The sequence below is a fragment of the Achromobacter sp. GbtcB20 genome, assembly GCF_019091095.1.
Classification (GTDB): Bacteria; Pseudomonadota; Gammaproteobacteria; order Burkholderiales; family Burkholderiaceae_B; genus Achromobacter; species Achromobacter mucicolens.
Genome location: NZ_JAGXJZ010000001.1, coordinates 440,940 through 454,286 on the forward strand (window position 1 = coordinate 440,940; position 13,347 = coordinate 454,286).

Sequence of the window (13,347 nt, forward strand, 5' to 3'; positions counted from 1 at the left end):
AAGGACCCACTATGCTGCCATCCCCTGAAGACACGGTTTCCGCGGATCTCAATTCGCACGGGGCGATGGTGTTGCTCGTCGATGACCAGGTCATGGTGGGAGAAGCCATCCGGCGTGCGCTGGTGCCTGAAGCCAACATCGATTTTCACTATTGCTCGGATCCCTACAAGGCGCTGAGCGTGGCGATCCAGACGCGGCCCACGGTCATCCTGCAGGATCTGGTGCTGCCCGGCGTGGACGGCCTTTCCCTGGTGCGTGAATACCGCGGCCATCCCGTGACGCGCGACATCCCGATCATCGTCCTGTCCACCAAGGAAGATCCCGCCATCAAGAGCGCGGCCTTCGCGGCGGGGGCCAACGACTACCTGGTGAAATTGCCGGATTCGATCGAGCTGATTGCGCGCATCCGCTACCACTCGCGTTCCTACATGGCGCTGGTGCAGCGCGACGAAGCCTATCAGGCATTGCGCCAGAGCCAGCAGCAACTCTTGGAAAGCAACATGGAACTGCGCCGGCTCACCAACTCGGACGGCCTGACCGGGCTGGGCAACCGGCGCTATTTCGATGAGTACCTGAATGCCGAGTGGCAGCGCGCGGGCCGGGACAGCCGAGAGATCAGCATGCTGATGATCGACGTGGATCACTTCAAGTCCTACAACGACACCTACGGCCACATTGCGGGCGACGAAGCCCTCAAGCGCGTCGCCAACACCATCTTCGCCAGTTGCGACCGGTCCACCGACCTGGCGGCGCGTTTTGGCGGCGAGGAATTTGCGCTGGTGCTGCCGGGCACGCCCGGCGGCAGCGCGCGCCTGGCCGCCGAAAAGCTGCGCCGCGCAGTGGAAGCCATGCAGATTCCCCAACGCGACGCGGGCTTCGGGCCGTGGCTGACGGTGAGCATCGGCCTGGCGACCGCCGTGCCGCTGGACGGGCAACCGTGCACGGAGCTGATCCAGGCGGCCGACCGCGGTCTGTATGAAGCAAAGCGGCAGGGCCGCAACCGGGTGGTGCCGGGACAGATCTAAGGCGTCTGGCCGCCGGCCTGCGCGAGCCTATCCGCCCGTCTTCCCGTCCTTCCGGTGCGAGCGGAACAGTAGATGCGTTGAAGCCAGGTGAAAGCGCACCGCGATTTGCGCGCATTCGGGGTCGCGCGCGCGGATCGCGGCGATGATCTGGCGGTGGTGTTCCACGCTGCGCAGCATGTCTTCGCGGCCGTAGAAATAGAACGAGCCGATGATGATCGGCATGTCCAGCAGGTTCTCGACCAGGGAGCGCACGCGCGCGGACTGCGCGGCCTCGAGCAGGGCGTGGTGGAACAGGTTGTTGTAGTGCTGGACCTGGGCGACGTGGTCGGGCGCGGCGGAGTTGACCGCGTCGAGCATGCACTGATTGATGCGTTCCAGCGCGTCGATCTGCTCGGGCGTGGCGCGCTCGGCGGCGGTCTTGGCGGCGTAGGGTTCCAGCAGCATGCGCAGCTCGAAGGCTTCGTCGATGTCGCGGTCCTGCCAGCCCAGCACGACCGCGCCGCGCCGGCCTTCGCGGGTGACCAGGCCGTCCGCGATCAGGCGTTCGATCGCGTTGCGCACGGGCGTGCGGCTGACCGAGAGCTGGGCGGCGATGTGTTCCTCGCGCAGCGGTTCGCCGGGCAGGAACGATCCGGCCATCAGGCGGCGGCGCAATTCGCCGTAGACGTAATCACTGGCGCTCGACATGAGGAGGCTGGCTCTTCCCGGTTTTCAAAGCTGCGACTATACCAACGGCGGACGCTACACCTTCACCCCGTGCTCGGCCAGACGCGCCAGAAAGCGCGGCCAGACCTCGGGGTTGAGCAGGCGCGCGGGCTTGCGTCCGGCCAGCATGTCGATGATCTGCGTGGCCGAGCCCTGCGCCACCATGCGTCGGCCTTCGTGCGTGACGCCGCCCGTGTGAAACGCGGCGGCCACGTCGTGGCGTTGCAGCAGGCCGCTGCCCGGCGGGGGCGGCTCCACCTGCCAGACGTCCAGGCCCGCGCCGGCAAGATGGCCGGACTCAAGTGCGGCAAGCAGCGCGTCCTCGTCATGAATGCCGCCGCGCGCGGTGGAGACGAAGAGCGCGCCGCGTTTCATCCGGCGCAGCGCGGCCGCGCCGAACATTCCGCGCGTCACGGCGTTCAGCGGGCAGTGCAGGCTGACGATGTCGGCCTGTTCCAGCAGCGCATCAAAGCTGACGGGCTCGGCGCCGCGTTCGGCGATCTGCGCGTCGGCCAGCAGCGGATCGTAGGCAATTACCTTCAACCCGAATCCCGCCGCGATACGGGCGACGCGGCGCCCGATCTCGCCGATGCCGACAATGCCGATCACGCGGCCGTCGATCTCGCGGCCCATCAGCGCCTCGCGGCTGACAGCGGTGCCCGCCCTGAGCGCGGCTTCCGACTCGCCCAACCGCTTGACCAGCGACAACAGCAGGGCGAAGGTCATCTCGGCCACCGACGCGGCGTTGGCGCCGGCCTGGTTCACGACGGCGACGCCCGCACGGGTGCAGGCGGCGACGTCGACCGTGTCGTAGCCGGCGCCGCCGGACGATACGCACAGCAAATGAGGGCACTGGGCCAAAAGGTCGGCGGACACCTGCCACCGCGCGGGGACTTCGTCCTTGGCCGCGCTGACGTGGTAGGCGTGGGCGCCGGCCAAGCCGGCCGCGGTCACCGCGTCGCCTTGCGCCGGCAGCACGCGCAGGTCCAGCGTGGCGTCCCGCGTGATGGCCTCGTCAAACGCGGGATCGATCCACAGATCCAGGCGCACGACGCGCAGATCGGGCCTGCTGACTGCCGCATCGCGCATGGCTAGACTCCCGTGCAACCCAGCGAGCGCAGGCGGGCGTCGATCCACGACGTGTCCAGCGTGCCGGCGGCGATATCGGCCAGCATCTTGGTTTCCACGTCGTGCTTTGCGGCTGCCGCCTGATAGATGGCTTCGGCCTGTTCGTACGGCACCGCGAGCAGTCCATCGTCGTCACCCAGGATCAGGTCGCCCGGCGCGATGGTCATGCCGTCCAGAGCGACGACGCAGTTGATCTCGCCCGGGCCGTCCTTGTACGGCCCGCGGTGGGTGACGCCCGCCGCATAGACGGGGAAGGCGCTGCGGCGGATGGTGCCGCAGTCGCGGATGGCGCCATTGATGATGATGCCCGCGATGCCGCGCGACTCGGCATAGGTGGTCATGATCTCGCCGATGATCGCGTTGGTCAGGTCGCCGCCGGCATCGACCACGATGACGTCGCCCGGCTGCGCTAGGCTGAGCGCCTTGTGCACCAGCAGGTTGTCGCCGGGACGTGTGCGCACCGTCAGGGCCGGCCCGGCCAGGGGCGTGCCGTCGTGCATGGGCCGCAGGCGAGCGCCGCCGGCCGTCATGCGCGACATGCAGTCGCTGACGTTGGCCACCGGCACCTGGCGGAATTTCTCGACGAGTTCCTTGCTGACCGCCCGTTGGCGGGCGTGGATTTCAAAACCTGTCATCTCTGCTCCTGATCGCTGGATGGATACGTGTGGGGCTTACTGCTTGGGAATGCCGGCTTCTTGCACGACCTTGCCGAAGGCGTCGTGATCGGCGCGATGGCGGCGCGCCAGGTCCTCGGGCGAGCCCTTCAGGACGCTGTAGCCGGCCTCTTCAAGCTTCTTGATCAATTCGGGGTTGGATTGCACCTTCTGCAATTCGGTGTTCAGCGCGGCGACGACGTCGTCGGGCGTCTTGCCCGGCGCCATCAGGCCCCACCAGATCGATTGGTTGATGGTCGGAAAGCCGCTTTCCGGGAAGGTGGGCACGTCCGGGAGGGCGGGCGAGCGCTCATTGGCGACCACGCCCAGCGCGCGCACCTTGCCGCCGCGGATCTGCGGCAGCAGCGACGCCACCGAGCCGACGTACATGTCGATCCGGCCGCTGGCCAGATCGGGGAAGGCCTGGCTCCAGCCACGGTAGGGCACGTGCATCAGTTCCATCTTGGCCGCCTTGCGCCACAGATAGCCGGTCAGGTCACCGGTGCCGCCGATGCCGGGGATCCCCAGCGAAACCAGGTTGGGCTTGGCCTGGGCGGCCTTCACGACGTCGCCGAGCGACTTGAAGGGCGAGTCGGGCAGCACGACGAAGACGCTGGGCGAGGAGGCCACGGGGCCTACCGGCTTGAAGTCCTTGAAGGTGTCGTAGCTGAGCTTGCTGTAGAGCCACGGGTTCAGCACGACGTTGTCGGTCTGCGCCATGACGAGCGTGTGGCCGTCCGGGCGGGCGCGGGCCGTGGCGTCCAGCGCCAGGTTGCCGCCGGCGCCGGGCTTGTTCTCGACCACGATGTTCCAGCCGGCGTCCTGGCTGATCGCGCTGCCGATCATGCGCGTCAGCGTGTCGGTGCCGCCGCCGGGCGGGAAGGGCGAGATCAGGGTGATCGGCGCCGAGCCCAGGTCGGCGGCCTGCGCCGCGGCGCAGCCCAGCACCAGGGATGCGGCCAGCAGTTTCTTGAACAGTTTCATTGTCTTCCTCACTAAGTGTTATTGCGGATTCGGTCCGCGCTCTGGGGCGCGGTGGGGTGTCAGGACTGGCGAGCCAGCGTGGTCAGCCAGGCAAGACGCGCCTGGACCGTGTCGGCGGCTGGGGCCTCGCCGTTCGCGCGCGCGGCCTCGATGCCGCGGGCGGACCGGGCAAAGAGCGCTTCCACGCCATTGAGCGCCAGCGGCTCCAGACCCGCTTCGTGCAACTGGTCGCGCGCTTCCCGCACTTCGGCCAGACGGCGCGGCGCGTGCAGCACGTGCGAGCGCACGAACGAATCCATGAACGCCGTCAGCGGCGTGCGGTCGATGTCGGCCAGCACTTCGTAAAGCGAATCGCGCAGGCCCATGCGTTCGGCCGCCACCAGGCATTCGACCGCCAGGCTTTCCATGCCCTTGGTCATGATGCTGCGCAGAAGCTTCAGACGCACCGCATCGCCAGGCTTTCCTTCGATGATCCGGACCGTCGCGCCCGCGCTTTCGCCCAGCGCCGTCACAACCGCCGCGCCATCGCCGGCGCACAGCAGCGGCGTCTTCTCCTCCAGCAGGGCGATGGCGCCCATGATGGCGACGTCCATGAAAGCAATGCCGTGCGCGGCAGCCGCGGCGGCGGCCTTCTGCATGTCGGGGGCGCTGGCGGTGGTGAAGTCGGCGTACACCGCATCGGCGCGCATATGCGGTAGCGCCTGGGCCGCGACCTCGGCGGCGTTGTAGCCGTACACGGCGGAAACCACGACGTCCGCCTCGGCCAGCCAGGGGCCAGGTTCGGTGCGCAGGGCGGCGCCGGCTTCCCGGGCGCGCGCTGCCATTTCTTCGTCCGCGCGCAGTTCGCAGATGCCGACGATGCGGTGACCTGCGGCGGTCCAGGCGCGGGTATAGCAGTGCCCGACTTCGCCGCATCCAATCAGTGCGATTTTCATCTTAAAAACACATAAAAAAAACAATGTGTGTTTATAGATCGCCAATTTGTTGGGGAATAGAAGGTGTTTACCCTAGGTTTTTGTCATTCTGGGTACATTAAAAAAACATTCGCTCCCGGGGGTCACAACCTGCAACCCCTCGCTCGCGCCCCGGCGTTATTGTCTGAAAGATGCGTGACGCGCCTGCCCGCTTGGCTGGAACACCAGAAAGAGGCACACCATGACGTACTCGAACTACCACAAGAAGGACATCTTCGGCCGTCCCCTGCATGCCGAAACCCAGATGATGTCCTATGGCTACGATCCCTATCTGTCCGAGGGGGCGGTCAAGCCGCCGGTGTTTCTGACGTCCACGTTTGCGTTCCGCACGGCCGAAGACGGCGCGGCGTTCTTTGATTTGGTGTCGGGCCGCAAGCCCTTGCCGCAGGGCGAGACGGCGGGGCTGGTGTATAGCCGGTTCAATCACCCGAACCTGGAGATCGTGGAGGACCGGCTGTCGCTGCTGGACGGCTCGCAGGACGCGGCGGTCACGTCCAGCGGCATGTCCGCGATCAGCGCGGTGTTGATGGCTTTTTTGCGGCCGGGCGATCAACTGGTGCAGTCCGTGCCGCTTTATGGCGGCACCGAGACGCTGATCGGCAAGATCTTTCCGGAGTGGGGCATTGGTTCGCATCCCGTCGCGGACGGGTTGTCGCCGCGCAGCATGCGCACGGCGCTGGACGCGGCTGCCGAGAAAGGCCCGGTCAAGCTTTTTTATGTCGAGACGCCCGCCAATCCGACCAATGCGCTGTTCGATTTCGAGGCAATGAAGAACGAGCTGGATGCGTTCGAGACACGGCATGGTTACCGGCCGATCTCGGTATGCGACAACACGCTGCTGGGGCCCATCTTTCAGAAGCCGGCGGAACACGGGGTGGACCTGTCGGTGTACTCGCTGACCAAGTACGTCGGCGGCCACAGCGATCTGGTGGCGGGGGCGGTCACCGGCAGCAAGGCGCTCATCAAGAAGGTGCGCGCCATCCGCAGCGCCTTCGGCTCGCAACTGGACCCGCATTCATGCTGGATGATCACGCGGTCGATGGAAACGGTGGTGCTTCGCATGAAGCAGGCGGCGCGCACGGCGACGCGTGTCGCGCAGTGGCTGGCGGAAAACCCGTACGAAAAGGTGCAGGTGTTTCACCCTGAACTCATTGCGGACCGCGCCTATCAAGAGGTCTACAAGCGCCAGTGCACCGGACCGGGTTCGACCTTCGCCTTCGTGCTGGAAGGTGGCCGCGAGCGCGCGTTCCGCTTCATCAATGCCCTGCATCTGTTCCGCTCGGCCGTCAGCCTGGGCGGCACGGAAACGCTGGTGTGCCACCCGGCATCGACGACGCATTCCGGCGTGCCCGCCGAGGAACGCGATGCGGCGGGGGTGTCCGAAGGGCTGATCCGGGTGTCGATCGGCCTGGAACACGAGGAAGACCTGATCGCGGACCTGGATCACGCGTTCCGCAACGGTTGAGCGTTGCGGGCCGGGCGGTGTGCTGACGTTGCGGCCGGGCGGGCGCGCCTTCAGCCCGGTTGCGCTGTCCGCCGGGCGCGGTTCAGCAGCACGAACGCGGCCGTGCCCAGCAGCATGATCGTGGCGGTGGCGATCACCGCGGCGTAGCCGGTCTCGAAGGCGCTTCGGGCCAGCGACGCCAGCGTCGCCGCCAAGTCAGCGGGCAGGCTGTCGGCCACGATGAGCGCTTCGTCCAGGCTGTCGCGCGCCGCGCCGGTGGCCGTCACGCCTGCCGGCACGGAAAGCGATTGCGCGTAGACGCCAGACAGGATGGACCCCATCAAGGTCACGCCCAGCGCGCCGCCCAGCTCGTACGAGGCTTCCTCGATGGACGCGGCCATGCCGGCGCGCTCGGGGGTGGCGCTTTGCATGATGGTGCTGGAGGCGGCCGTCATGGTGGCGCCGATGCCCAGGCCCAGCACGCACAGGCTGATCAGTTGCGGCAGCACGGCCCCGTCGTAGGTCAGCAGATAGCCACCCATGCCCAGGCCCGACACCAGCAGCGCCAGGAACAGCAGGCGCCGGCTGCCGATGCGCCCCAGCAGCAGACCGGCCAGCGGCCCGGCGACGAACGCGGCCAGCGGCAGCGGCAGGATGAAAAGCGCGGACTGGATGGGCGAAATGCCCAGCACCAGTTGCAGCCGCTGGCTGAACACCAGTTCCATGCCTAGTAGCGCCGCTGCGGCAAACAGCGCCGCCGCCACGGCAGAGCTGAAGGATGGATTGCGGAAGATCGCGAAGTCGATCAGCGGGTAGGGACGCCGCCGCTGTCGCCGCACGAAGATGGCGAGCATGGTGGCGCCTGCCGCGCAGGCCAGCGCGGCGTTCAGCCAGGAAGGCGAAGCGCGGCCCAGCTCCTTGAGCGCGTAGGCGCACAGCACCATGCCTGCCATCACTTGCAGCGAGCCGGCCAGATCCCAGGGGCGCGACGCGTCAGGCCGGCTGGCCGGAATGAAGCGCCATGCCAGCGGCAGCGCCAGCAGCACGATGGGCACGTTGATGAGAAACACGGAACCCCACCAGAAATGCTCCAGCAGCAGGCCACCCACGACGGGCCCCAGCGCCGCGCCGCCCGAGGCGACCGACGCCCAGACGCCGATCGCGACGGCGCGCTCGCGCTCGTCGGCAAACGCAAGACGAAGGATGGACAGGGTGGCGGGCATCATCATCGCCGCGCCCACGCCCAACAACGCGCGCGCGGGGATCAGGACGAGTGCGCCGGGCGAGTAAGCGGCGGCCAGGGATGCCGCGCCGAACACGGCCAGCCCCATCATGAACAGGCGCTTGTGCCCCAGGCGGTCGCCCAGCGTGCCCATGCCCAGCAGCAGGCCGGACACGACAAGCGCGTAAACGTTCACGATCCACAGCTTGGCGGAGGCCGTGACGCCCAGTTCATGGGTGAGCCGCGGCAGGGCGGTGTACAGGACCGTCATGTCCACGACGATCAGCAGCAAGGCGCTGGACACGATGGCCAGCACGAGCCAGCGGCCGGGGGCGGCCGCGGCGACAGCGTTCGAATGAGTCCGCTGCATGGTTCTACTCCTTATTGAAAACCATGATCCCGGCGCGTCGGGCGCGCTCGGGATCACGGAACGCATTATCCATCTAGATATTGGCCATAAAAAGTTGGATTCCATCTATAAAATAGATGGTTAATCAGGAGCACCGCATGCAGTGGACGTTGGATCAATTACGGCAATTCGTGGCAGCCGCGGAAGCGGGTTCGTTTTCGGCAGCGGGGCGGCGCATCGGGCGCGCGCAGTCGGCCGTCAGCACGGCGGTGGGGCTGCTGGAGGCGGATCTTGGGGTGGAACTGTTCGACCGGTCGCGCCGCAACGCGGTGCTGACGCCGGCCGGCGAGGTGATGCTGCTGGAGGCCAAGGAACTGCTGCGCCAGGCCGGCGGGTTGTCGCAGCGGGCGCTGGCGTTCGCCGGCGGACAGGAGGCGCGCCTGTCCATTGCGCTGGATGAAGCCTTGCCTTATCTGGTGCTGGGCGCGCTGGTGGTGGAACTGGCCGAGCGGTTTCCGGCGCTGGAGCTGACGCAACTGAACGGCACCGCGACCGAGGTCGCCGATTACGTGCGCCAGGGCCGGGCAAGCATCGCATTCCACTTCGACCGGGGCGATCCCGGCAGCGACTTCGCGCACCAATCCCTGGGCAACGTGGCGCAAGGGATTTTCGTGGCGTCCGGCCATCCGCTGGCGGGGTTGCCGCAGGTGTCGCGCGAGGACCTGGCGCGTCACCGCCAACTGGTCATGCAGATGGAGGGCGTGGAGGACATGGTGCTGAGCCCGACGGTCTGGCGCACCGACAGCTTCTACAGCATTGCGGGCATGGTGGCCGACGGGCTGGGCTTTGCGATCCTGCCCCTGAACATTGCGGAGTACGAGAGTTTTCGTACGACGCTCAGGCCGCTGCCCTGCGCGGAACTGGCGCTGCCCATGCTGGCTGTGCGCACGCTATGGATGCAGGGGGCGGTGCTCAACGAGACCGAGCGCTGGCTGCAGCAGCGCATGGAGCAACTGCTGCGCGCCGGATAGCGGCACGAAAGGGGTGTCAGCTGAGCAGCGCGGCGACGAGGTCGCTGCCGGCCTGCTTGTCCCCGTTGAAGTCCAGCGCGGTCAACACATGCTCCAGGTGTTCGTCCATCAGGGCGCAGGCCCGCTCGGCGTCGCCCGCGCGCGCCGCCTCGATGAAGGCGTGATGCTCGCGCGACGAGCAATTTGCGTCGTGCGAGGTCTGATACAGCACGGTAATCACCGCGCTGCGCGCCGACAGTTCGCGCAACATGCCGGTCAGGACGGAATTGCCGACGGCTTCGGCGAGCAGGATATGAAAATGGCTGAGCAGGCGGTTGCGTGTCTGCACGTCGCCGCTGTCGAGCGCGCGGCGCTCTTCGGCCAGGTGGTCGTCGATACGGCGGTAATCGTCGGGCGTCGCGCGCGCCACGAATTCCCGGGCCAGCGCGGCCTCCAGGATGCGGCGCACCGCATAGACCTCGCGCGCCTCGTTCGCATCCGGCTTGCTGACGAAGGCGCCCTTGTCCGGCACGATGTTGATGAGCTTGTCCTTGGACAGCATCAGAAGCGCCGCGCGGATCTTGGTGCGGCTGACCTTGTAGACCCGGGCCAGGGCCTCTTCGCGCAACCGGGTGCCGGGCGGGAGCTTGTGCGCCACGATGGCGGCGGACACTTCCCTTGCGATGTCGTCGGCGCTGGGGTCTGGCTGTACGTCCTGGATCATGAGGCGCGGCAGGGGCTGCCGGTGTGGAAAATCATCGGGCAGCCAGTCTAACAAAAGGCAGGCGCGGCGGTGGACATTTCTTGCATGCAAAATCTGTCCGCACGCCGCGCCGGCTGCCGGGCCCAAAAGGGCGCCAACCCCGGCGCCCGGTCAGGCCACTGTTATTTGGCCATCAGCCCCAAATGCTCGATCAGGTCCTTTTCCTTGACGAAGGTCGCCTGCGCCCACGCCTTGTAGTCCTCGCTGCTGCGATAGGCCGGCTCCTGATTGAGCTGCTTCATGACGTCCATGCTGGCCTGATCGAAGAGGGCCTTCTTGAACGCGTCATGCAGGATCTTCACGACCGCCGGGTCCATGCCCTTGGGACCGGCCAGACCGTAGGGGGAAGTGGACACGACCTTGTAGCCCAGCTCCTGCGCGGTGGGCACGTCGGGCCAGCGGGTCGTGCGCTTGTCGCCAAAGGTGACCAGCAGGCGCATCTTGCCGGAATCGACGAACTGGTCCCAGCCCGTGGCGTCGCTCTGCGCCATGACGTGGCCGCCCAGCAGCGCCTGCTGCATGTCGGCGTTGCCCTTGAACGGCACATGGTTCAGCTTGACGTTCGCGTTGATGGCGATCTCTTCGATGATCAGATGCGGCGACGAGCCGATGCCGGTCGAGCCGTAGTCGATCTTGCCGGGCGCCTTGCGCGCGGCCTCGATGTACTCGTTGAACGTCTTGTAGGGCGAGTCCGAGCGGACGGTGAAGCCGAACGTATAGCCCGACAGGCCCAGGATGAAAGTGAAGTCGTTGATCGGATCCCAGCTGCTTTTCTGCATGTAAGGCATGCGCAGCATTGCCAGCGTGTACAGGGCGATGGTGTAGCCGTCCGGCTTGGCCGTCTTGGCCATGGTGGCGGTGCCCAGCGTGCCGCCCGCGCCGGGACGGTTCTCCACGATGACGGGCTGGCCCAGATACTTGGAGGCATCCTGCGCCACGATGCGCAGATGCCGGTCGGTCGAGCCGCCGGCCGGGAAGGGCACGATCAGCGTGATGGGTTTGGTGGGAAAGTCGGTCTGCGCACTGGCGGAAAAAGGCAAGGCGGCGCTTGCCAGGGTGAGCGTAAGGACGGCGAGGCAAGCGCGTCGCAGGGGCAGTCGGGCCATGGGTGTTGTCTCCTGGTGGGTGTTGTTATGGGATGCCAGTCAATCGCGCACGTCGACTTTGACAGGCAGCCGGGATAGCGCCTCGCGCAGGCTGGCGATCAGCGGCGCGGGCGCACCGGCGCCGGCTTCTACGGCGACATCCGGTTGCGCATCGGCCAGCACGCGAAAGACGGGATCGTCTTGGGCGCGGCCAGCCGCTTGCAGGGTGCGCGCCACCACGGCCTCGACCGACACGGCGGTCGCCAGGCGGCGCAAATCGGGTTTGTAGATCTTGCCCACGTTGGTCATGGGCATGCTGTCCAGAATCACCACGCGCTTGGGCCGTGCGGGCCCTTCGTCCACGTGCGCGGCGGCGTAGGCCACCAGTTCGGCCTCGGTCGCGTCACGGCCTTCGGCCAGCGTGACGAACGCGATCGGCAATTCCCCCGCGTAGGCGTCGGGGGCGCCGACCGCCGCGCACAGTTGCACGGCCGGATGCGTGGCCAGGGCGTCTTCGATGGTCTTGGGATCGATGTTGTGGCCGCCGCGGATGATCAGGTCCTTGGCGCGCCCTTGCAGATGCAGGCGGCCCTCGGCATCCATGAAGCCGACGTCGCCGCTGATCAGCCAGCCGTCCTCAGTGAAGGCGTGCGCGGTGTCCGCGGGATCCAGAAAGCCCGGGATGACGTTGGGCGCCTTGATGAGCACCATGCCCGGCGTGCCGGCGGGCAGGTCGCGCGCGGGCTGGCCCGCGGGCATGTCCAGCCCCACGATGCGCACCTGTACATAGGGCAGCGGAAACCCCACGCAATTGACCGGAAATTCACAGCCCGGCGGCGAGATCGACGTGATGCCGGCCATCTCGGTCATGCCCAGGCTTTCGCTGACATGCAGGCCAAACAGGCGCTTGAAGCGCGCGGCCAGCTCGGCGGGCAGGGGCGCCGCGCCCGTGCGGCAGTAGCGCAGGGACGAGATGTCGGCGCCGTCCAGCGGCACCTCGGCCAGCGCGGCCAGGATGGTCGGCACGCCTTGCAACGAGGTGGCGCGGTGTTTTTCGACGAGACGCCAGTAGTTGCGCAGCACATCGCGGTTGCGCAGCAGCAGGGTGGTCGGGATGACGGTTTCGACGCCAGCCGACAACGCTGCCAGCGACGCCGGCAGCACCCCCGCCACGTGAAAGAGCGGATAGCCGTTGATGACCACGTCGCCCGGCCCGGCGTTTTGCAGCTGCACGGCCGCCCACGCGGAGAACACCTGGTTGGTGTGCTTGTGGATGGCCAGCTTGGGCGCGCCCGTGGTGCCGCCGGTGTGGAAGTAGGCAGCCACATCGCTGGCGCGGATGACGCGTTCGCTGACCAGGCGGTCGGCGGGCTGGGCCGCGCGGGCCGCGTTGAAATCGCGCGCGAAGTCAGGCAGCGCGGGGCGGTCGGCTTCGGGCTCGTGCCACGGGGCCACGCGGAGCAGTGTTTTCAGGGTCGGCACGCGTTCCATCAGGCGCAGCGCCTTGGACCACGAGCCGCATTCCACGTCGGACCCATAGGCGATCAGCGCCTTGGCGCCCGCCGTCGTCATCAAGGACGCCAGCTTGTCGTCGGTCAGAAGGGGATTGAGCGGCTGCACGATGCCTGCCGCCTCGCCGCCCCACAGCGCCAGGTGGTATTCCAGGCAGCCGGGCAGCAGCACGCCCACGGCGTCGCCTTCGCGGATGCCCAGGCTGTGCAAGAGGTTGGCGGTCTGGTGGATGCCGGCCAGCAGTTCACGGTAGGTCCAGCTGATGGCATCGTCAGCCGGGTCGGCGCTGCGCAGGAAGGTCAGCGCCCGCCTGTCGCCGAACGCGGCGGCGGAATTGCAGAAGATCTCGTACGTGCTTTGTACCGTCAGCGTGTCCGCCAGCGGCCGCGCCTGCAGCCGCTGCACGTCCTGCGCTGTGCGTACCGGAAACGGCGCGGCAAAGGGCGCGGCAATGGGGCGGGCGCGGGTCGAGGTAGGGGAGTCGATCATGGCC

Annotated in this window: 12 protein-coding genes; 3 read left to right on the top strand and 9 right to left on the bottom strand. The window is 67.3% G+C overall.

All coding sequences use genetic code 11. The features are described from left to right. The first annotated feature begins 11 nt into the window (after positions 1-11). Positions 12-1,025, top strand: coding sequence for a PleD family two-component system response regulator (locus KVT32_RS02035; RefSeq protein ID WP_056318137.1), 1,014 nt, complete (start codon positions 12-14; stop codon positions 1,023-1,025). 27 nt (positions 1,026-1,052) lie between these two features. Here the strand turns inward: KVT32_RS02035 and KVT32_RS02040 are convergent, their stop codons facing one another. Genes KVT32_RS02040 through KVT32_RS02060 form a run of 5 tightly spaced genes read right to left on the bottom strand, consistent with a single transcriptional unit; the run spans position 1,053 to position 5,430 of the window. Beyond that, positions 1,053-1,712: a GntR family transcriptional regulator gene (locus tag KVT32_RS02040; protein WP_152384644.1), complete on the bottom strand. Its 660-nt coding sequence runs from the start codon at positions 1,710-1,712 to the stop codon at positions 1,053-1,055. A 54-nt stretch (positions 1,713-1,766) separates the two neighbouring features. Next, positions 1,767-2,819, bottom strand: coding sequence for an NAD(P)-dependent oxidoreductase (locus KVT32_RS02045; protein ID WP_152384643.1), 1,053 nt, complete (start codon positions 2,817-2,819; stop codon positions 1,767-1,769). A gap of 2 nt (positions 2,820-2,821) precedes the next feature. Continuing rightward, positions 2,822-3,493, bottom strand: coding sequence for an RraA family protein (locus tag KVT32_RS02050; protein WP_056318150.1), 672 nt, complete (start codon positions 3,491-3,493; stop codon positions 2,822-2,824). Between the two features lie 36 nt (positions 3,494-3,529). Beyond that, positions 3,530-4,495, bottom strand: coding sequence for a tripartite tricarboxylate transporter substrate binding protein (locus KVT32_RS02055; protein ID WP_152384642.1), 966 nt, complete (start codon positions 4,493-4,495; stop codon positions 3,530-3,532). A 59-nt stretch (positions 4,496-4,554) separates the two neighbouring features. Next, a complete protein-coding gene (locus KVT32_RS02060; protein ID WP_152384641.1) occupies positions 4,555-5,430 on the bottom strand; it encodes an NAD(P)-dependent oxidoreductase in 876 nt (291 codons plus the stop codon). A gap of 220 nt (positions 5,431-5,650) precedes the next feature. Between KVT32_RS02060 and KVT32_RS02065 the strand changes: the two genes are divergently transcribed. Next, entirely contained in the window at positions 5,651-6,934 is a 1,284-nt protein-coding gene (locus KVT32_RS02065) for a cystathionine gamma-synthase family protein (RefSeq protein WP_152384640.1), read from the top strand. A 50-nt stretch (positions 6,935-6,984) separates the two neighbouring features. Here KVT32_RS02065 and KVT32_RS02070 read toward each other — a convergent pair whose 3' ends face one another. Then, positions 6,985-8,505 (bottom strand): MFS transporter, encoded by a 1,521-nt coding sequence (locus KVT32_RS02070; RefSeq protein ID WP_152384639.1) that lies wholly within the window; start codon positions 8,503-8,505, stop codon positions 6,985-6,987. A 137-nt stretch (positions 8,506-8,642) separates the two neighbouring features. Here KVT32_RS02070 and KVT32_RS02075 point away from each other — a divergent pair, with 137 nt between their 5' ends. Continuing rightward, entirely contained in the window at positions 8,643-9,515 is an 873-nt protein-coding gene (locus KVT32_RS02075; RefSeq protein WP_152384638.1) for a LysR family transcriptional regulator, read from the top strand. A gap of 16 nt (positions 9,516-9,531) precedes the next feature. Here the strand turns inward: KVT32_RS02075 and KVT32_RS02080 are convergent, their stop codons facing one another. The 3 genes from KVT32_RS02080 to KVT32_RS02090 all read right to left on the bottom strand — a co-directional run bounded on the left by KVT32_RS02080 (position 9,532) and on the right by KVT32_RS02090 (position 13,343). Beyond that, positions 9,532-10,218 (bottom strand): GntR family transcriptional regulator, encoded by a 687-nt coding sequence (locus KVT32_RS02080; protein WP_217617600.1) that lies wholly within the window; start codon positions 10,216-10,218, stop codon positions 9,532-9,534. A 161-nt stretch (positions 10,219-10,379) separates the two neighbouring features. After that, on the bottom strand, positions 10,380-11,363 hold the full coding sequence (locus tag KVT32_RS02085; protein ID WP_217617601.1) for a tripartite tricarboxylate transporter substrate binding protein: 984 nt from the start codon (positions 11,361-11,363) through the stop codon (positions 10,380-10,382). Positions 11,364-11,402: 39 nt separating this feature from the next. Then, the gene (locus KVT32_RS02090) at positions 11,403-13,343 is read right to left on the bottom strand and encodes an acyl-CoA synthetase (protein ID WP_217617602.1); all 1,941 of its coding nucleotides are present in this window, start codon (positions 13,341-13,343) and stop codon (positions 11,403-11,405) included. Positions 13,344-13,347 lie beyond the last annotated feature (4 nt).

Excerpts from the sequence above, each read along its gene's own strand:
- KVT32_RS02035 (WP_056318137.1), top strand. The coding sequence starts at position 12 with ATGCTGCCATCCCCTGAAGACACGGTTTCCGCGGATCTCAATTCGCAC.
- KVT32_RS02040 (WP_152384644.1), bottom strand. The coding sequence starts at position 1,712 with ATGTCGAGCGCCAGTGATTACGTCTACGGCGAATTGCGCCGCCGCCTG.
- KVT32_RS02045 (WP_152384643.1), bottom strand. The coding sequence starts at position 2,819 with ATGCGCGATGCGGCAGTCAGCAGGCCCGATCTGCGCGTCGTGCGCCTG.
- KVT32_RS02050 (WP_056318150.1), bottom strand. The coding sequence starts at position 3,493 with ATGACAGGTTTTGAAATCCACGCCCGCCAACGGGCGGTCAGCAAGGAA.
- KVT32_RS02055 (WP_152384642.1), bottom strand. The coding sequence starts at position 4,495 with ATGAAACTGTTCAAGAAACTGCTGGCCGCATCCCTGGTGCTGGGCTGC.
- KVT32_RS02060 (WP_152384641.1), bottom strand. The coding sequence starts at position 5,430 with ATGAAAATCGCACTGATTGGATGCGGCGAAGTCGGGCACTGCTATACC.
- KVT32_RS02065 (WP_152384640.1), top strand. The coding sequence starts at position 5,651 with ATGACGTACTCGAACTACCACAAGAAGGACATCTTCGGCCGTCCCCTG.
- KVT32_RS02070 (WP_152384639.1), bottom strand. The coding sequence starts at position 8,505 with ATGCAGCGGACTCATTCGAACGCTGTCGCCGCGGCCGCCCCCGGCCGC.
- KVT32_RS02075 (WP_152384638.1), top strand. The coding sequence starts at position 8,643 with ATGCAGTGGACGTTGGATCAATTACGGCAATTCGTGGCAGCCGCGGAA.
- KVT32_RS02080 (WP_217617600.1), bottom strand. The coding sequence starts at position 10,218 with ATGATCCAGGACGTACAGCCAGACCCCAGCGCCGACGACATCGCAAGG.
- KVT32_RS02085 (WP_217617601.1), bottom strand. The coding sequence starts at position 11,363 with ATGGCCCGACTGCCCCTGCGACGCGCTTGCCTCGCCGTCCTTACGCTC.
- KVT32_RS02090 (WP_217617602.1), bottom strand. The coding sequence starts at position 13,343 with ATGATCGACTCCCCTACCTCGACCCGCGCCCGCCCCATTGCCGCGCCC.